Raw genomic sequence first — 20721 nt, forward strand, 5'->3', positions numbered from 1 at the left:
ATTAAGGGTATTTTTGTGTCATATTTTTTAGAATTCCAAATATAAAGCAATTATTTTTATTTTTTCAACAGGAAATCCCTTAACTTTTGTTAAATCCTCAATGCTTAAAACCCCATTATTCATGCTTCTGTAAGTAACTATTTCCTTGTTGATTGGATATCTAAAATACGGAAAATGAGACAGTTCTTTCATAGAAGCATCATTTATCCTTATTTTTTTGACCTCTGGCGCTAATCCTACATAAAATTGTGCATTGAGCTTTTCGATAACTTCAGGCGACAATCCCCATACATCAGCCATCTGTTCCATGCTGACAAAGGCTCCAAACAGTTCTTTTTGTTTTAATATTCGTTCCGATAATCCTGGCCCGATACCGTATATTTTCATCAGATCTTCCTGAGTTGCCTTATTGATATCGATAAGCACAATTTTTGTTTTCTTAAACGGCTGTTGATTTTCATAAGCAAAGTCATTCTTCTTATTTTTAACCCAATCCGGAAATTTAAAATAAGGAGATATAACCTGTAATAATGAATCGGAAATTTTTGTTACTGTCTGAAACTCTTGTGCCGAATTTACATATTTGTTTGTCTTTCTGAATTCGAGAAGCCTGTCAATTTCAGCTGTAGACATTCCTAGTTTATATCCTTTATAGTCTGTAATGAAATTGGGATTAAAAGGATACATTACCGGCTTGTTGGCTGTTTTTGCAATTTTAAGAGAATCGATTTCTGACTGCAATGAAAGCCACTGCTGTTTTTCGGGAGAATTATCTTCCTTGATTGTTATATCGATACAGTAACTGCTCAGCTGTATTGCCAGTATAATAAAAAGCAGTACAAAAATACCTGTGCGTTGTCTGAAATCAAACTTAAAGAAAGATTTGTTTATTGGCATATAAAAAAATTTAGTTGGCGTAGAATAAAGAAAAAGGGAGAAGAGTAAAACTACAAATCAAAAACAGAACTTCGTTTCGTATAGACCAGGTCTTTTAGCCTGACCAAAAAAGCAAGCGTGAGATAGACTCCAAACCAGAGGCCTACGGTAAAGAAGGAAATATAGATAAAAAACAAACGGACACTTGAAGCCCTCATCCCCAGCCTGTCTGCCAGACGGGAAGAAACTTCAAAGCCATGCTTTTCAAAAAAGTGCCTGATGTTTGTTATAAACGACATATCATTTGATATCTAAAGTCCAAAAGTAAGCATTTCTGTTTTTTCATACTTATTATTTTTCAGCTTTTCATCAGCTCCATTCCTATCCCACATTCTAAACAACGTTTCTTGTTGCAATATTCATTTTTGAGTTGCAGCAAGGCTTGTGTTTCATAAGCATTGCTTACGGCAATTCCAAAATCCTGAAACTTATCAATAATGATGTTTTTCTCTGCTGAAATTTCCGTAAGCAATTGTACAATTTCTTCCGAAATATCATTCCCGAGATATGCTGCATGGGCAAATTTTAGCGGGACGACAGTATTGATAAGTAATAAATCAATAAAGACGTTCGTAAGCCTCTTCTCTTTTTTGCGGCTTTGCCTGTCAAACTGATAATGATCGCTCCAATAATCAGAAGCAGACACATTAAATATTTTATAAAATTCGGCAAGCGACTTGCTTTCTATTATTTCTGTAAACAAACTTGGCTTTGAATGATACAGATTAGCGAGTTGTGAAAGTCTTATAGTTGGAAAATTACTAGGGCGGAGTCTAAAAAACTGTAGCGGGTCCACGTATATTCTTTTCAAAAGATGCTTATGCCTTAAATAAACCCATCGTTCTTTCAAATCTTGAAAATAAACATCTTCGTTTTCATTATCAAGCAATCTAGCCATACCATAAAACAGGGCTTCCAGATTTCTGACTTCAAAACTTTCCTTTCTGATTTTCTGGAAAGGAATAGAAAGCGCTATTTTTAAAAAGGTTTCTCCATTACTGTTTAATCCGAAGTTTTTCGCCAAAAGACAAAACAACAAAGCTTCCCAATCGTTTAAAGTTTCTGAGAATGTTTTCCATATTAATCGGGATTTTTTCTCAAGGCGTTCAAAAAACAGCCGCTCTTTCCAATTATTTAAGACAAAACCATCTATTGAAGCAATCTGTTTTTCGCAAAAAAGCCAAGTCTTATCCAGCATTAGCGACTGGTAGTTTTCCAGCATTTTTTCCGGAACATAGTTGCTGAGTTCCAAAACGGCAAGTTCCGTATTGTCTTTTCTAAAAACTTCTGTGTCATGTTCCCAAACCACATGAAGGATTACATTGTCATAATTGGAATCGGTTTCATGGCTATGTAAATACCAATCTGACGACCGGCAATGTATTTCAACATTTCCAGCCCATTTTTGAGTTCCTATAATAACTTGAGCATTAAAAAAATCCGGACCGGCTTTCTGAAGGTAGAGACCCGAACTAACAATTGTTAATTTATCTCCTTTGGTAGTGTGTAATTTGGCAAGATCAAACTTTTTGAACTGCCACAGAAAATGCAGAAAATCTTCTTTCATCTGTATGGGTTTTAAATTAGTATTAGGCGTGTATCATTCAAAAGATTAACTAATGTAGCAAATATTATCTAACAAACAAATCTATCTTTGCGAGACTAACTATTATGAACCATGAAACATTACTTATTAATCGTTTTTGCTTTTTTTACGATTGCTTCTTCCGCTCAAAAAAACAGCAAAGCATACAAAATAACCTATTCCAGAAGTTCCAACGGAAAAACAGTTGAAGGTCAGGATCCCGTTTTAGTTTTTTCTGATGCTAACGAGACCGTCATTACTTCTGTAAACAACCTCACAGGCAAGGCCGAATATCCTTTTGAAGAGACTTTTATTACGCCTAATTCCAATATTGTCATTCAGGCTGCCCGCCTTTCTGCTACAAGAAAAATTTTTACTGTTGACAGCCTTTCTTTGGGAAAACAAACCTTTGAAATTGGAAATGAAACCCGTACAATTTTAGGATATAAATGCAAAAAGGCTAAGACCATTATCAACTCAAATACCATAGAATTGTGGTTTACGAACGATTTAAACATTAAAGGAGCGCCTAGCGTTTTAGGCCAGAAATTAGGATTGGTACTCGAAATGAACCGTAATAACAATTATATCATTTCGGCCACAAAAGTTGAAAAGATCAAATCTATTCCGAATAACCTATTGTCATTAAAATCTAATTTTTCAGCTACCGATGCTTTAACCTATAGGGATTTGCTTTGGAAAAGCCGTTTTGTTACAATTCCCGTTTTTGAAGACGAGGTTATCAATTTTTCTGATGCTTCAAAATCCAACGACAGCATTTTAAGATTTGCCAACGGAACAATTATCCTGAAAAAAATAAAATTCCCTGAAATCAAATCTGGCAGCCAGGTATTTGTTGATTTGAAAGAACAATCTAATGGAGATGCTTATGACAGAACCGGAACCGTTTTCGCCATTCCTGTCAATGAAAAATTCTCTTTTATGGAAGGGCTAAAAAATGGAGCTAAAACACTTCCTATATATGAAAATGGAAATGGGAAACAATATCAGGGTGTGATAAAAACTGGCGAATTTTCTCCTTTATTAGAATTGATGCGTTTCTTTACTCCTTTCGGTATTAAGCAGTACGGACATATCCAGTTAAAAGACAAAACCTGGCATGAAAGCGTGCCTTACCGTCAGGATATTTCGGAATTATATTCGGCTTTAAGCAATCAGGAAGTTTACATAGGAACTTTTATTGGAAACTATGACAAAGGCGGACACAAGATAAGCCTGAACATCACAATTCACGGGGAAGAAAAACAGCAGCCTAAAAACACATTTGCACTACCTCTTTTCAATACAACCAACATTATGGAGATGGCCGGTCAGGAATATGCAACTATGTTTAATAATGAAAAAGGACTTATGGTAGATTTTATCCTGGAGAAAGACATAAAAGATGCCAGGCTACGCTACATTACAACCGGTCATGGTGGATGGGAAAACGGAGATGAGTTTGTTCCGAAGAAAAATACGATTCTTTTAGACGGAAAAGAAGCTTTTAGTTTTGTACCCTGGCGAATGGACTGTGGTTCTTACCGCCTTTTTAACCCTGCTTCTGGCAATTTCAACAATGGATTATCTTCTTCTGATTATAGCCGTTCCAATTGGTGTCCGGGTACTGTTACCAATCCTATGCTGATTGATTTAGGCGATCTTAAAGCTGGAAAACATACTATTCAGGTAAAAATTCCACAAGGCCCAAATGAAGGCGGAGGTTTTAGTTCCTGGAATATTTCTGGTATTTTAATTGGGAATTAGAACATCTTCAATAAAAAAAGCCTAACAGAAATGTTAGGCTTTTTTTATTTATCTAAAGTATTATTTTATAGAACCGATGATATCGTATTTGGTAATAATATGATGTTTTCCGTTACCTAAATCAACCAATACCGCCTGATTGTCTTTGCTAAACAATTTAGAAACTTCTTCAATTGAAGTTCCTGATTTTACAATCGGATAAGGTTTACCCATAACATCTTTAATTGGTTTATCGGCCACATTTTTATCCGAAACATAGCTTTGGAACAAATCAGTCTCATCAACCGATCCTACAAAACCATTGATATCGATTACAGGAATTTGCGAGATTTTATATTTGCGCATTCTTTCAATGGCATGAGAAACCAATTCTTCAGTACGAACTACAACAAGTGGCTTATCGATATGGTCTTTAATCACATCTTCTGCCTTTGTAATTTCTTCATCGAGAAATCCTCTTTCACGCATCCAGTCATCATTAAACATTTTACCTACATAACGGCTTCCTGAATCATGGAAAAGAACTACAACTACATCCTCCGGCTTAAAGTGTTCTTTTAACTGCAATACTCCTTTTATAGCTGATCCGGCAGAGTTACCTACAAAAATTCCTTCTTCCAAAGCAATTTTTCTTGTATAGACCGCAGCATCTTTGTCGGTTACTTTTGTAAAACCGTCTATCAATGAAAAGTCAACATTTTTTGGAAGTATATCTTCCCCTATTCCTTCCGTGATATAGGAATAAATCTCATTCTCATCAAAGATTCCAGTTTCATGGTATTTTTTAAATACAGAACCGTAGGTGTCAACTCCCCAAATCTTGATATTAGGATTTTTTTCTTTCAGGAATTTTGCAACTCCGGAGATTGTTCCGCCTGTTCCTACTCCTACAACAAAATGAGTAATTTTACCGTCTGTCTGTTCCCAGATTTCAGGACCGGTTTGTTCATAATGTGCTAAAGAGTTGGACGGATTATCGTACTGGTTTACATACCAGGAATTTGGTGTTTCTTCTGCCAGTCTTTTAGAAACGGAATAGTAAGAACGTGGATCTGTTGGCTCAACATCTGTTGGGCAAACAACAACTCTTGCACCTACAGCACGAAGAATATCCATTTTTTCTTTAGACTGCTTATCTGAAATTACACAAATTAATTTATATCCCTTAACAATAGCACCCAAAGCCAATCCCATTCCGGTATTTCCAGATGTACCTTCAATGATAGTCCCTCCTGGTTTTAGTCGTCCATCTGCTTCTGCATCTTCAATCATCTTTACGGCCATTCTATCTTTAACAGAATTACCCGGATTGAAAGTTTCAACTTTTGCTAAAACCAAAGCATCTACTTCTTTGGTGACTTTGTTTAGTTTTACTAAAGGTGTATTTCCTATAGTTTCTAGTATATTATTTGCGTATTTCATTTATAATCTGTGATTTTTTTTAAGCCACAAAGATAGGAACTACAAAATTAATTACGAATTCTGGAGTATAAATTATATTGCACACATTCTGTGCGTGAAATATAAATGAGCTGTTTGCTTATAAAATCTTAGGAGAAAAAGTTCCATACCAATCCAAAACGTACAATGAAATCACGGTATGGATAATTAGGTGCAGAATAATAGTTTTTATCTGCAAAGCCGGAATTGAAGTGTTCTGCTTTCAGATAAACTCTTGTGTTACGAATCTTCGCATTTATAAAAAAGTCAAACGTTGGGAAGCCTCCAATCTCTCTTTTGGTCTGGATGTAAAAATCTCCAATAACCGGATTGTAGTCATTTGCATAATATTTTGAGAAATAGCTGAATGTTATACCAGTCTGTAAAAACATTGCCTTTTTGAAAACGTGGGTAGAATAATAAAGCGTATTTCTTGTGACCAGCTGAGGAACATTGAGTATATCATTATCCTGATCTACTTTTTGATAAAGAACAGTATTGTCAAGTGCCCATTTTCTAAACTTGAATTCTTTAGACACTTTCAAAGACAGATAATTGATTGCTTTTGAATATTGGCCTGGCTTGATTGTTAATGTATCTTGGGTTGTGCTTTCATTAAAGAAATACAAATGATTCTTCAAATTTGACACTTGTAGCGAAGCATTTGCCCATTGGGTATTTGCGTTAACGGTCAGACTATTTATCTTTTCATTTTCAAAATTATTTGCCCAATTATAATCTATATAACTGCTTTGGAAAAGATTGAATATATGGTCTGGTACCTTGCTTAAATTCTGATATTGGAAATGTACATTATTCTTTTCATCAAACTTGTAGGACAGGTTGGCATCAAGCGTAGACATTTTCTGTTCAGAAATTGAGCTTGAGAACAAAAACCTTCCGTTCCAGTTATTTTTTTGATAGGTATATTGTCCGCCAACTACATTAAATTCATCCGACAACTGATTTCCAATTCTGTATGTTGGACTCTCTATGATTATACGGTTATAGAAATAATTGTATCTGAAATCTTCTATAAAAAACTGAAACTGACCTAATGTACTATTTTCATAAGTCGCCCCAACTTTATTATACATCCTGTTATAGCGTGTCTTGTCATTTATATTACTTGATCGGTAGGACTCTCCAAATCTTGATAACCTGATAGTTCCTTGTGCCGGTGTCGTGATGGAAGTGACGATAGTTGGCTGCGTATATTCGAAAAATTTATTTTCGTAATTCAGCTGATGATCGATATAAAGATTATTAGTACTTTTCTTGGCATTGACTCTAAAATGATGGTCTACAAAATAACGATTCCCTTTTAGAATGGAGGTGGCATCTAAAAAGTATACGTCTAGCCTCGCCCTATTGTTAAATTCACTATCACCGCCTTCAAAATCTTCAAGGCTTACGATACCGCCATTTTCTCCATTAGTAAGATCCTGGCCTGTAAAATGTGCTTTTAAGAAATACCTTTCATTAGATGTGTTATAGCTGGTCATAAATTTAAAATTCCCGTTACTTGAAAGCTGATTTACATATTTCCCCAACGAACGCAAACCTCTGTAACCGATTGAAAAGTTCAACCTTTCGGAAGTATTTAAAGTAATAAAGGCATCTATCATCTGGCCCTGCTCCATAACAGTTTTAAAATAAAGTTCTGTCATAGGTGTGGCGACATTATAGTATTTTATATCACCTACTTCAAGATAGTTAAAATGTTTTCCTGCGAATCCAAAGCCAGGATAGGCAGTGACTTTATTGTAGCTGTAATCAAGCGTATTAAACGTTTGTCCTTCATTAGCAAAAGGCAACAATCCAAAATTATCTTTCCTCAGATAATTGAATTTATATTCTTTTTGTATGGTTAAAGAGGTATCAACATAGGTAGTATCATGCTGCAGAGTGATAATCTTGTACATATCAATCGTAGCAATGGTATCACTTTTGGCAGGTTCAGTTAATTGACCTTTTTTCTCTTTGCTCGTAGCAATATCCTTTTTTGCCTGCGGATCTTTTGTTTGCGCAAAGACAAAAAGTGGTAATAAAAATAGCGCTACATAAAAAAACTTTGCCATTAAGATACAATTTGAGCAAAGATACTTTTTTTAAGTAAAATAAAAACATAAAAAAACCCGCTTTAAAAGCGGGTTTTGTATGCATCTAACTAATTATTGTTTGATGAATTTTTTTGTTACTGTCTTATCTTGACTTGTAAATTTCGCAAAGTAAACACCTGTTTGAAGTCTTGAAACATCAATAGAGCTTGATGACAAATCTTTACTTGAAATAATCATTTTTCCTGTAACATCAAAAATTGACACATCAGACAGGATAATGTTATTTGAAACTGTAAAATTCAAGCTGTTAACAACCGGGTTAGGATAGACAGCAATCGCATCATCAATCTTAACTGTTTCTTTTGTACTTAATGATTGAGGTCCTGAAACAATCAATGAAAAATTCTGAGAACCTCCAGTTAATACACCTTTGTGAGTCACTACAATATTATACGTTCCGTTTGGATTATCAACTTGTATTTTCTCAAAGTTATCTCTGAAGTTATCTTGAGTTCTTGATGGTTCACCACCAATATTACCCGGATCTAGTGTCCATGGGAAATAGATAGTATTATCAGCTTTTACAACTCTTACATCTAAGTCATTAACAAGATACAATACTCCTGGATCATTTGTTCCTGCTGTATTAGCAACTCCCGGTCTATCTGTCCAAGAAATAGAAACAAACAGTGGAGCAGTCCCATTAGCTGAAATTGTTTTTGTAAAGGTTTCACCATTAGCCAAAGTCAATTCATCAATAACAGCTGTTCCAGCATTTTTATTTGTAATCAAAGTTGCAGCTCTCTCTGCGTTTAATAATCCCCAGCCATATTCATAATCCGGACCTTCATAAAACCCTGCTTCATCAGCTGTATGTAACAATAAACCTTTTACCGTTGCTGCCATCATAAAGCTAGAAAAAACATTATGATAATGTTGTTGCATCAATAATACCGCTCCAGTAACTGCAGGCGATGCCATTGATGTACCGCTCAAAAGTCCAGTAGCCGTATCAGATGTATTGAGTGTTGATCTTACATTTACACCTTTAGCGACAATTTCAGGTTTAATTCTTCCATCATCTGTAGGTCCCCAGCTACTAAATGTAGACATAACCACACTATCCGGACCTGTATAATTAGACACTTGGTTTACGGCTCCAACTGTAAGGTAGTTTTTCGCGTTTTGCATTCCTCTTACCAAATTATAACCTCCCTTTTCACTCAGATATGGACCTACTAATGCATCCCCAAAATCATTTCTATCGTTCCCAGCAGCAGTAACCGCTAAATAATGAGGCGCATTGAAAGCAATTAAATCAAATGATCTGGCCCTACTATCATAAGCCCCGAATACCCATCTAGCATTTTGTCCAATCCAGTAGGAATGATTAGAAACCAACATTCCTCGAGAAGCCTCATCAGCCATTTCGGCATAGTCATTATTCCAATCGTAACTATCAACAGAAGCATCAAAGGCAATACCTCTTACAGTTGCTGTCAAACCCTGAGCAGCTATAGTCCCTGTAACGTGAGTAGCATGATTATCTGATTCTGCACCATCAATAACATTAACCTTATTATTAGGAAATTCGACATGAGTAGTTCTGGCTCCGCCGCCATCCCATACAAATCCTTTCATTCCTTGTCCTTGCACATTCAACCCCAAAGACCCACCTGAATACAATCTATTAGTACGAATAGTTGCAGATGAACCAGCATTAGATGTCTCATAATAAAGCACTTCTTTTCCATCTATGACATCGTACATTTCTTTTTTGCCAAACTCATTTTTTATAACCCTAGAAGCTTTAGGATTTTTCAACAAGTAATCATTGATTCTTTCTTGACGCTCAAGATATTCAGCCTGAAATTGTTTTTTTAACAGCAACAGTTCTGAAACATTAGTATTTTTAATTACTTCATTCAGACTTTCCTTTGATTGAGAAAAAAGCATTCCTGAAGAAAAAATACTAATTAAAACATAAAAATATTTCATAATAAGTAATTTAAAAGAAATCCAAAAATAAATAAAAAAGCCGATATATCACTTTTAATTCGAAATTTAACATTCATCAAAAAATATTAAAAAAAAACCGCTATAAGAAAACTTATAGCGGTCTTTTGTATTAGGAAAAACAATTATTGTTTAATAAACACCTCTTGTTGTGCTCCCCAGCCTCCAACACCAGGAACGTAATAATCAATCCATAGAGTTATTCTACCTGTACAAGCATCTATTTCTGAAACTTGAGTTGGCGAAGCGGACATTCTTATCATGATGTCTGGACCTCCTTGATAAAGCTGACCTGTTCTACGAGTAGGGAAAGTAACTTTATTGTCCTCATCATAGGTTATAACAAAATCACCATCTGGCCCATCAAAAAAGTCAAGGATTGTTAGAGTATTAGGTGTAGGACCAGCAACTATCTCATTAACAGCAGCACCATCCAACCACCATGTTTGGCTATCATAAAGACCAACTATGTCAGCTACAACTACAGGACAGAATTCATAAACAAACACAGTTAATATATCCGTATCTGCAGTTTCTTTCGCTCCAAGTCCAGATAACTTAAGAACAATCTTCTTAACAGTAGCATCAATAAGACCATTATCTGTTCCTGTAATTGAAAGAGTACCAAAACGCTCATTCGCAGGAATAGTAAAAGTTGCAGGAACACTATAAGTAGCTGGATTCGCATCCGATACATCAGTTATAACAGACACATTATATGTCCTTACAACATTAGACACACTACTAGATGCAAATTTAACATTCAGAACAGTACTTGCATCTCTAGGAACACGTAAATTATATACTGTGTTCTCAAAACCAACAAAAGTTCTGCTGTCGTTATACGTGACCTCGTCAGGATCTGAGCAGCTTATAAAAGATGCTACAGAAATTAATAGGATAAAAAGTTTTTTCATAACAATAAATTAATAATTAGGATTTTGAGCAATTGTAGGGTTTGCAGAAATTTCCGATCTAGGTATTGGTAAAGTAAATCTGTAATCACTTGCCGGTAAAGCAGTAGGAGCACTAAAAGAAAAAGCATCGTCAGCCAATCTGTTAATACCAACATTAATCTCACTACCAATACGTTTAATATCTAAATATCTGTGACCTTCAAAAGCAAACTCTTTTCTTCTTTCATTAAGAATATCAGTTAAAGCTGCATTTAAGTTAGCATAAGTAGGTACTGGATTAGCTCCAGTAATTCTTTGCGCTCTTAACTGTTGAATGTCTGTAGCTGCACCAAGGAAATCAGTATTTCTAGCTTTACACTCAGCAAGAATTAATTTCACTTCTGAAGCTCTGAATAATTTAACATCGTTGATTCCATCTCCATCATTACTACCCATATACTTAGTAATAGGAAGCTCACCTCTACCTAGGTCATTAGAACCTCCGAAAATAACAGTTTTTCTAATATCAGCAGTAGCATATAAGTTGTACAACTGAATTGATCCATAGAACAACGGATCTATTGGAGTACCATTATCGTTATAGTTAAAATAGTACAATGAAGCAATTTGGTTATTACGTAAAACTCTTGATAATTTAAAAATACATTCTCCTGGAGCATCAGTAACACCATACATTTGTGCATATACAGTTCTATTAGAAAGTGGAGCTGCAGCCATTAATGTAGTCGCCATAGTTTGAGCTGTTGGATAATCACCTTCAAGCAACGCAAGTTTACATCTGATGAAGTCAATAGCTACAGGTCTTAAATACATTACCGTATTATATGCTGCTAGATCAGCCGGAAGTTGCTCACCTGGAAAAAGTGGCGCGATAGCAGTAGTTATCAATGCTTTTGCATCTGTCAAATCTTGCTTAATAAAAGCAGTAATCTCCCCTACAGTATTTCTAGGAAAAACATCAAAAGTAGATGCAGGAACAAAGTCCATCTTAATAATTGATGGGCTAGCAGCATTTTTGTAATCTACAGTAAAGTACTGGAACAAATCAAAATGACACAAAGCTCTTAATGCTAACAAATTACCTTTAGCATGATCAGCTCTTCTTTTTTCAACAGCTGTGAAATTAGGATACAATCTATCATAAGCTCTCAAAACTCTGTTGATTCTGTTTATAGTAGCATATCTATTACCCCACACAGACTCAGGCATGTCAGAGTTTGGTTGCATAAGAAAGTTATATTCTTCAGAACCTTGTCCGTTATTGCTCTTTCCTTTTCTTATGTTATCTGTAAATAAATCATTAAAAATAATAGCGTCTCCACCAAAATCAGGTCCGTAAGCTGCATATGCTCCATTCAAACCGGATACCAAATGCTGAATGGTAGTAAAAGCCTCAGGATCTTCCACTTCATTATCTTGTCTAATATCATATGCATCTGAGCATGAGAAAAGCATCAAGAAAAAGATTGGTAATAATAATATCGATTTTTTCATATTCTTTTTTTTAAAAATTAATTGATGTTCCAAAAGTAAATATTTTTGGAGTTGGATACTGACCTCTATCAGTAGATCTAAAGTTAGATTCAGGATCCCAGCCTCTCCAAGAAGAGAAAGTAACAATATTTTCAGCCTGGATAAAGAATCCTAAACCTTTCAAGAAAGTTCTGCTTAATTGGTCTGAAGTAAAGTTATAGCTCAACTTGATATTTCTCAATCTCAAGAAAGAAGCATCTTCTAGATATCTGTCAGTACTGTTGATGTAATCAATTTCATTGTATCCGTGACCAACTCTTGGTATTGAAGTGATATCACCTGGAGTCTGCCATGCTTTAAGCATTGTTACAGATCTGTTACCGCTATCCAATGAACCTGGTGTTCCATCTTCTAAAGTACCTAAATCCAAGTTGTTTCTGTAGATATCAGCAACAAAACTCCATTGAGTATATAATGAGAATCCTTTGTAGCTAACATTAGTATTGAAACCTCCTTGCCATACTGGATATTGAGATTTTCCTGTAAATACTCTATTTGCATCAGTAATAATTTCAGTCAATCCACCATCAGCAGTTTTGAATAATGGGTTACCATTAGCTGGGTTAACACCTGCATATCTTACTACGTAGAAAGAACCGATAGATTCACCTGTTCCAAGAGCTGTAGAACCTCCTCCAAACACTAAACCGTTTGTTGATGGTGGTAATTCAGTAATTTTGTTTTTGTTATAAGACGCATTACCTCCAATAGAGAAATCCCAGTCTTGGTTTTTGAAAACATTATAGTTCAAAGTCAATTCAACCCCTTTATTCTCCATACCTCCAATGTTTGTACTGATGCTAGTAGCACCTTGTACTGCAGATATTGGAGAACTTTGATAAAGTTTATTAGTCTGTTTTTTGTAAACATCAATACTACCATTTAATTTATTCTGCCATAGTCCGAAATCCAAACCAATGTTTGTTTGAGCAATTTCTTCCCACTGAACGCTTGGGTTTGCCAATTGTGACAGAACTGTAGACGGTGTACCGTTATAACCAGCACCTACAGCATATAAAGTACGTGGTAAACTTAAAGCACTATATTGATCATTGTTAACTCTCTGGTTTCCAGAAGTACCATATGATCCTCTTAATTTCAACATATTAAATGCAGTTCCTTGCATAAAGCTTTCTTGGTCGATATTCCATCTACCTGCAACAGACCAGAAAGTACCCCATCTGTTATCGTCAACAAATCTAAAAGAAGCATCTCTTCTTACGTTAGCACTAATTCCATATTTTTCAGAATAGTCGTAATCAGCTTGTCCAAAATAAGAGAATAAACCTTCTTCTATTTTAAATGATCCAAGAGCTGTTGGGATATATGGAGGTAGAGTTTGATAAGATTCGATAGTTGTTGACGGAATAAAAGCCGCTGACGTACCAGTAAATCTAGGATCTAAACCTCTTTTCTGGAAATTAAATCCATTATAGTGAGCTTTGTAGTATTCAGTATACAAACCAACATTCAATGAATGCTTATCATTAAATACTTTATTATATTTCAAATAAGTAGTATTATTAAATCTAAAATCTCTTGAAGTTGACTCTTCATGAATACCACCGTATTGAGCACGTGCACTTACTTGGAAAGGCCCTAATAAACTCAACGGATCAGTAATTTTTTTAGTGCTGAATCCTGAAAAATCAACACCCATGTTAATCCCCGCAGAGATATTCTCGGTTATTTTATAATCAGCATTGAAGTTAGCTAAAATCTTAAGTTCATCCTGAATATTTGAATTCATTCTAGAAGAGTTTAACAATACCAAAGGAACATTTTGCACTGAAAGTGCAGCTACATCACGGTAAGGTAATACTTCATTAGGATTAATATAAGGAAGACCTCTAATAGCCGCTGTAAAAGGAGCAAAGAAAATTGCGTTTGAACCAGCACCGTCTATACCTGAGCTTCTAGAAAAGTTAACGTTGATATTTGATGTATAAGTAAACTTTTCGTTATCAGATTTACCATTGAAGTTATTTCTGAAGTTGAATCTTTTAAAGTTTGTATTGATGAAAATACCATCTTGATCCATAAATCCAAGAGATGTAAAGCTTCTTGAATTTTTAGAACCTGTAGCAAATGAAATATCATGTTGTTGAGTAACACCCGTTCTAAAGAAAACGTCTCTCCAGTCAGTATCTGCATAAGCAACTGCAGCAGCAATCTCAGCATCACTCATACCAGCACCCATTCCATCATTATATTTTCTTTGGAATTCAAGTATTTGTCTAGTATTCATTACGTCAATATTGAACTTCTGAAGTTCAGTTATACCGTACTGACCACGATATTTAACCTCAAGACTTTGACCGAATTTAGCATTCTTAGTGTTAATTACAATAACACCATTAGCTCCTCTGTTACCATAAATAGAAGTAGCAGCAGCATCTTTCAAAACCGCAATAGATGTAATATCATTTTGGTTAATAGATCTGAATCCATCCTCATCAACAGGCATACCGTCAACAATGAATAAAGGCTCTATATTTCCATTGATAGAACCAATACCTCTTAAGATGATTGTACTATCAGCTCCTGGCTGTCCGCTACCAGTACCAATGTTCAAACCAGCAACCATACCTTGAAGGTTTTGGATAACCGAAGCATTTGATCTTTCTTCGATTTCATCCATACTTACAAAGTTTACTGCCGCCAAACTTTTCGGTCTTTTGGTGCTTGTATATCCAGTAACGATTACTTCAGTAAGCGTCTCATTACTTTCTTGCATAGACACATTTACAGTGCCAGAAGCCCCTACAGCTGCAGTAGAAGTTTTATAACCTACGAAGGTAAACTGCAAAACCTCACCCTGACTTGCAGAGATGGAATATTTACCATCAAAATCAGTTTGTGTTCCACGAGTTGTTCCTTTAACTACAACATTAACGCCTGGCAATGGCAAGCCCTGACCATCGGTAATTGTACCAGAAATAGTTTTCTCCTGTGCGAAGGAAAACTGCATTGAAAACGCTAGCAAAAGCGCAAAAATCCATTTGAACTTAGATCTCATATTTAAATTTATTTGAGTTAGTTATCTTGCAAACTTCTTAATAATTTCTTAAATAAACAAATATTACTTCGGAATAATATTTTTATTAACGCTAAAGAAGCCCGATAATTCAGATTTATGCAGATATCTCGCATAATAGATGCGCAAAATTCAAAAGGTTGCGTCATTTTATGTATTTTTGCTAAAATTCCGAAATGTTAATGTTACGTAATCGTTATTCCAACTTAAAGTTTGAATGTGGAACAGATGAGGCGGGACGCGGCTGTCTTGCCGGACCTGTAACTGCAGCCGCATTAATTCTACCAGAAGATTTTCTTAATGAATTATTAAATGACTCTAAGCAATTATCAGAAAAAAACAGAGATTTTTTAAGGCCAATCATTGAAGAAAATGCACTTTGCTACTCCGTAACCCACATTGAACCGGAAATTATTGACAAAATAAACATCCTCAACGCATCAATACATGCTATGCAGGAATGTATAAAAAAACTTAGTCCCGCGCCTAATTACATTATCGTAGACGGAAATCGCTTTAAACCTGTAGCAGACATACCACACAGCTGCATCATCAAAGGCGACAGCAAATATCTAAGCATTGCCGCTGCTTCGATTCTGGCAAAAACATACAGGGATGAATATATGAATAAGATTCATGAAGAATTCCCAATGTACAATTGGAAACAAAACAAGGGATACCCAACGAAAGAACATCGGGAAGCTATAAAAGAATATGGCACGACAAAATACCACAGAATGTCATTTCGTCTCTTACCTGAGCAATTGGAAATTGAATTTTAAGCAGTCACCGCCTTAAAAGCAACAAACTGCGATTCGAAGAGTTCTGTAAAGTGTTTTTTTATTTTCTCTTTTACTTCTTCCATATCCATTTCTTCCAAACCAAGCTCAACATTTAAAGAAGTTACCGCTTTGCCTCGGATGCCGCATGGAATAATATTATCAAAATACCCCAAGTCCGCATTTACATTTAGGGCAAAACCATGCATTGTGACCCATCGTGAAGCACGAACCCCCAAAGCACATATTTTTCTAGCAAAAGGAGTTCCAACTCCCAACCAAACTCCTGTCTCCCCTTCACTTCGGGTCCCCGAAAGACCATAATCTGCCAAAACACGGATAAAAACTTCTTCAAGAAAACGCAGATATTTATGGATATCGGTAAAAAAGTTTTCCAAATCCAAAATAGGATAACCTACAATTTGGCCGGGACCATGATAAGTAATATCGCCTCCCCTATTTATTTTATAAAAAGTCGCCCCTTTATTCTCTAATTCTTTCTCACTCAGAAGCAGATTATTAAAATCTCCACTTTTCCCTAACGTATAAACATGTGGATGTTCAACAAAAAGAAAATAATTGGGAGTTTCCAACTCTAGCTCTTCTCTTCTGTTTTTGATCTTCAAATCAAGAATATCTTTAAAAAGGCTTTCCTGATATTCCCAAGTATCTTTATAGTCTTTCCGGCCTAAATCCAGAAGCTGTATCTCCTTATTCATAATCTAAACTTTGACAGTACAAAGATACAAACTTAAACACCAGAATTCACACAACTCCAACCCTACACAAAACCAATAAAGGCACTCTTAAATATTAACACATTATATATATTAAATTTATTTTTTTTTAAATTCACAATAACGTAATTTATTTTTATTAACATTTAATCTGTGATTTATGAATTTGAAAACTACTTTTAAAAATTGGAAAATTCATTTTGCCCATAATAGATTTCATAATATGAAACTCATATTTGGCATTATGTTTTGCTCCCTGGGATTCCAGGTGCACTCCTAATATTGTGTGCCTTTATTGGATTGCACGGATGATGACGTAATTTTGAATGTTTCATTAGGAACATTGACCAATGCCAGCACCTGCGGCACCGACGGCTATAGCAACTTTACAGCACTGGCAGCACCTAATCTCAATATGGGAGCTTCTTATCCTATTTCCGTTACTGTTGGAGACGGATGGAGTGTTGAATCTGTAAGTGTATGGATTGATTATAACGGAAATGGAGTTTTCGACACCACTGAATTTACATACATTGGCACAGGTAGCAGAAGCGTTGTAACTGGAAATATCACAATCCCAACAACGACGACAGTCGGCAACAAAAGGATGAGAGTTCGTGTAGCAGCAGTGGGAGCCCCCTCCGCTACCAGCGACCTTGCCTGTGATGAATCGGATGAATTTGGCGAAACGGAAGATTATACCGTAAATATCCAACCGCCTTTAGGAATTGAAGATATTCAGAAGCAGAACCAACTGTTAATATCAAATTCAAATGACCTTTTGAATATTAGCAGTTCAATTGCCTTAATCGACAGCGTTGAACTATACGACCTTACCGGCAAACTGATTTATCACCAGACTAACATCAACAACAACTCTTCAAGTCTGGACAGTTCTGCATTAGGCAATCAAATTCTAATATTAAAAATATTGACTTCCGATCAAATTGTGCATGTTAAAAAAATAGCCAACTAAATTCAGCTTTAAATTCTGCTTTAAAAAGGCTGCTACTTAAATGTACAGCCTTTTTTTATTTTTTTGATTTTCCGACTTCCCAAACTTTTAATTATCTTTGCACCCTTAAAATTAACACTATATGCAACTTTCAGAACAAGAAATCATCAGAAGAGAAAAGTTGGGCAGGCTGAGAGAACTCGGCATCAACCCATATCCGGCTAATTTGTTTCCAGTGACACACACGTCGAAACAGGTCAAGGACACTTTTGAAGAAGGAAAGAAGGTGATTGTTGCAGGACGTGTTATGAGCACACGAATTCAGGGAAAAGCCTCTTTCGCATCCTTGCAGGACAGCGAAGGACGTATCCAGATTTATGTAAACCGTGACGAGCTTTGCCCTGGCGATGACAAAACACTTTACAACGAAGTGTTTAAAAAATTAGTTGATTTGGGCGACTTTATAGGCGTTGAAGGAACTTTATTTACAACACAAGTAGGTGAAAAATCAATCCTTGTAACTAATTTATCCTTGCTAAGCAAAACGCTTCGTCCGTTACCATTACCAAAAATCGATGCTGAAGGAAATCTTCATGACGGCTTTACAGATCCGGAATTGCGTTACCGCCAGCGTTATGTTGATTTGGTAGTAAATCCACAAGTAAAAGAAGTTTTCATAAAAAGAACAAAACTGTTCAATGCTATGCGAAACTTTTTCAATACTGCAGGATATATGGAAGTAGAAACTCCAGTTTTGCAATCAATACCGGGCGGTGCTGCAGCCAGACCTTTTATTACACATCATAACTCTTTGGACATCCCTTTATACATGAGGATTGCTAATGAATTGTATCTGAAAAGATTAATTGTAGGAGGTTTTGACGGCGTATATGAATTCTCTAAAAATTTCAGAAATGAAGGAATGGACAGAACCCACAATCCTGAGTTTACGGCCATGGAGATTTATGTAGCATACAAAGACTACAACTGGATGATGGAATTCACAGAAAATCTTTTAGAGCATTGTGCTGTAGCCGTAAATGGAACTCCTGAAACTACATTTGGCGAACACAAAGTAAGTTTCAAGGCTCCTTATGCTCGTGTCACAATGACCGATGCTATCATAAAATATACAGGATTTGATATTTCCGGAAAAACGGAAAAAGAAATTTTCGAAGCTGCAAGATCTATGGGAATTGCAGTTGATGAAACCATGGGGAAAGGGAAATTAATCGATGAAATTTTTGGCGAAAAATGCGAAGGAAACTTTATCCAGCCAACTTTCATTACTGATTATCCAAAAGAAATGAGTCCGCTTTGCAAAGAGCACCGCGACAATCCGGAACTTACAGAACGTTTTGAACTGATGGTATGCGGAAAAGAAATAGCGAATGCTTATTCAGAATTGAATGATCCAATCGACCAAAGAGAACGATTTGAAGCACAGCTAAAATTATCTGAACGAGGTGATGATGAAGCTACGCAGTTTATCGATTACGATTTCCTTCGAGCTTTAGAATATGGAATGCCGCCTACATCAGGCTTAGGAATCGGAATGGACAGATTGATAATGTTCCTTACCAATAATGCTTCTATTCAGGAAGTATTATTCTTCCCACAAATGCGACCTGAGAAAAAAACAGTAGAAGTCGAACTTACGGCAGAAGAAAAAGGAATTATCGAAATCCTGAAAGCCAACGAAAACGCCATGCCTTTGAACCTATTAAAAGTCAAAGCCGATTTAAGTGGTAAAAAATGGGATGCTGCCATGAAATCTCTTGCAAAACATAACCTGACAAAAGTAACTGTCAACGGTGAAGATAAAATAGTCCAGTATATCGGATAATACAATTCTCATCACAATATATTTAAAAAGACTGTTCTAAAGAGCAGTCTTTTTTATTATCCGGGCGTTATTGACCATTAAAAATCATGAAACCTGTTAAAAAATTTTATAACCGGCAATTTTGCAATTATATTTCTTTGATTTTATTTTTAAATGATTTAGATTTGATTTCTTAAACCTAATCAAACTCATATTATGAAAAAAATACTTGCTATTCTTGCTTTTTTCCTTGCTTTCTCAATTGGTGCAAGCGCCCAAGAATCTCAAAAAGATGCTACTACAGCCTCTGAGGCAGATTTCGCTGCTTTAAATGCAGTAATTCCTGTATCTAAGAAAGCAGAAAAGTACGTTAAAGCGGCACTTTATGACAAACATAAATTTTTAACATCCAGAACTGATGTTACTGCTGAACAAAAAGAACAACTTTCTGCAGAAACTAAAGCAAAATTAGAAGAAGCATTAACTCCTGCACAATTCCAGAAGTTAAAAGCAAACCCACAACTATTGAAAAAATTAATTCAATAATTTTTTTATAAATCATATTCAAAAAAGCTCACTTATAGTGAGCTTTTTTTATTTTAAAATCTTAAATAAATCAGAAAAAAACAAAACCGATTAAACCTTTCTTTATTGTCATTGTCTTACTATCAAACTAAAAATTTAAAAAGAAAAGATTATGAAAAAAATGTTTGCAATTGCAGTATTGATGATAGGAATGACATCATTTGCACAAGAAAAGCCAGCTGGTAAGAAAATGGACAAGGCTAAAATGGAACGGTTAACGCCAGAACAACGTAATGAGCAACACTTAAAAAAACTAACCAAAGATCTTGGACTGAATGATTCCCAACAAAAACAAATGGCATCGTTGCTTTCTGAACAGTCTGCAAAAAGAGAAACAAAAAAGGCAGAAAGAGAAAAATTAATGCAGGCAAAACGCGCTGAAAGGAATGAAGAAATGAAAGCTTTCGACACTAAGGTCAAAGCAATTTTAACTCCGGATCAGTCTAAAAAATGGGATGAAATGAAAGCTGAAAAACGTGAAAAAGTCAAAGAAAAAATTCAAGAAAGAAGAAAAAAAGCTGAAAAAAAGTAAGCAAATATTGACTG

General features: G+C 35.5%; 16 protein-coding genes. 6 read left to right on the forward strand and 10 right to left on the reverse strand.

Annotated elements, in window-relative coordinates; all coding sequences use genetic code 11:
• Positions 1-27 precede the first annotated feature (27 nt).
• From ABH942_RS05745 to ABH942_RS05755, 3 genes are read right to left on the reverse strand one after another with little or no spacing between them, the layout of a single operon-like run.
• Positions 28-897 (reverse strand): ComEA family DNA-binding protein, encoded by an 870-nt coding sequence (locus ABH942_RS05745; protein ID WP_370030027.1) that lies wholly within the window; start codon positions 895-897, stop codon positions 28-30.
• Positions 898-947: 50 nt separating this feature from the next.
• On the reverse strand, positions 948-1175 hold the full coding sequence (locus ABH942_RS05750; protein WP_056071361.1) for a hypothetical protein: 228 nt from the start codon (positions 1173-1175) through the stop codon (positions 948-950).
• A 59-nt stretch (positions 1176-1234) separates the two neighbouring features.
• Complete coding sequence (locus ABH942_RS05755) at positions 1235-2503, reverse strand: DUF2851 family protein (RefSeq protein WP_370030029.1); 1269 nt, start codon at positions 2501-2503, stop codon at positions 1235-1237.
• Positions 2504-2614: 111 nt separating this feature from the next.
• Between ABH942_RS05755 and ABH942_RS05760 the strand changes: the two genes are divergently transcribed.
• Positions 2615-4288 (forward strand): GLPGLI family protein, encoded by a 1674-nt coding sequence (locus ABH942_RS05760; RefSeq protein ID WP_370030031.1) that lies wholly within the window; start codon positions 2615-2617, stop codon positions 4286-4288.
• Between the two features lie 60 nt (positions 4289-4348).
• Here the strand turns inward: ABH942_RS05760 and ABH942_RS05765 are convergent, their stop codons facing one another.
• The 6 genes from ABH942_RS05765 to ABH942_RS05790 form a co-directional block, all read right to left on the reverse strand.
• Positions 4349-5710 carry a pyridoxal-phosphate dependent enzyme gene (locus ABH942_RS05765; RefSeq protein ID WP_370030033.1) on the reverse strand — a complete coding sequence of 454 codons (1362 nt, stop codon included), beginning with the start codon at positions 5708-5710 and terminating at the stop codon, positions 4349-4351.
• A gap of 128 nt (positions 5711-5838) precedes the next feature.
• Positions 5839-7809, reverse strand: coding sequence for a putative porin (locus tag ABH942_RS05770; RefSeq protein WP_370030035.1), 1971 nt, complete (start codon positions 7807-7809; stop codon positions 5839-5841).
• A 93-nt stretch (positions 7810-7902) separates the two neighbouring features.
• Positions 7903-9789 (reverse strand): S8 family serine peptidase, encoded by a 1887-nt coding sequence (locus ABH942_RS05775; protein WP_370030037.1) that lies wholly within the window; start codon positions 9787-9789, stop codon positions 7903-7905.
• Positions 9790-9932: 143 nt separating this feature from the next.
• Positions 9933-10724, reverse strand: coding sequence for a hypothetical protein (locus ABH942_RS05780; protein WP_370030039.1), 792 nt, complete (start codon positions 10722-10724; stop codon positions 9933-9935).
• Positions 10725-10733: 9 nt separating this feature from the next.
• Positions 10734-12251 carry a RagB/SusD family nutrient uptake outer membrane protein gene (locus ABH942_RS05785; protein ID WP_370030041.1) on the reverse strand — a complete coding sequence of 506 codons (1518 nt, stop codon included), beginning with the start codon at positions 12249-12251 and terminating at the stop codon, positions 10734-10736.
• Complete coding sequence (locus ABH942_RS05790; RefSeq protein ID WP_370030043.1) at positions 12229-15276, reverse strand: SusC/RagA family TonB-linked outer membrane protein; 3048 nt, start codon at positions 15274-15276, stop codon at positions 12229-12231. The genes ABH942_RS05785 and ABH942_RS05790 overlap by 23 nt, the downstream gene beginning before the upstream one ends.
• Positions 15277-15476: 200 nt before the next feature.
• Between ABH942_RS05790 and ABH942_RS05795 the strand changes: the two genes are divergently transcribed.
• Positions 15477-16076, forward strand: coding sequence for a ribonuclease HII (locus ABH942_RS05795; RefSeq protein WP_370030045.1), 600 nt, complete (start codon positions 15477-15479; stop codon positions 16074-16076).
• Here the strand turns inward: ABH942_RS05795 and lipB are convergent.
• A complete protein-coding gene (gene lipB / locus ABH942_RS05800; RefSeq protein ID WP_370030047.1) occupies positions 16073-16792 on the reverse strand; it encodes a lipoyl(octanoyl) transferase LipB in 720 nt (239 codons plus the stop codon). The two genes, ABH942_RS05795 and lipB, sit on opposite strands and share 4 nt — an antisense overlap.
• Positions 16793-17105: 313 nt before the next feature.
• On the opposite strand from lipB, the gene ABH942_RS05805 reads away from it, so the two are divergent.
• From ABH942_RS05805 to ABH942_RS05820, 4 genes are all read left to right on the forward strand, one after another.
• Positions 17106-17786, forward strand: coding sequence for a GEVED domain-containing protein (locus ABH942_RS05805; RefSeq protein ID WP_370030049.1), 681 nt, complete (start codon positions 17106-17108; stop codon positions 17784-17786).
• Positions 17787-17907: 121 nt separating this feature from the next.
• Positions 17908-19611, forward strand: coding sequence for a lysine--tRNA ligase (gene lysS / locus ABH942_RS05810; RefSeq protein WP_370030051.1), 1704 nt, complete (start codon positions 17908-17910; stop codon positions 19609-19611).
• 195 nt (positions 19612-19806) lie between these two features.
• Positions 19807-20136: a hypothetical protein gene (locus ABH942_RS05815; RefSeq protein WP_370030053.1), complete on the forward strand. Its 330-nt coding sequence runs from the start codon at positions 19807-19809 to the stop codon at positions 20134-20136.
• Between the two features lie 151 nt (positions 20137-20287).
• Positions 20288-20707, forward strand: coding sequence for a hypothetical protein (locus ABH942_RS05820; RefSeq protein WP_370030055.1), 420 nt, complete (start codon positions 20288-20290; stop codon positions 20705-20707).
• Positions 20708-20721: the final 14 nt, after the last annotated feature.

It is taken from the genome of Flavobacterium sp. 28YEA47A (assembly GCF_041262125.1).
Classification (GTDB): domain Bacteria; phylum Bacteroidota; class Bacteroidia; order Flavobacteriales; family Flavobacteriaceae; genus Flavobacterium.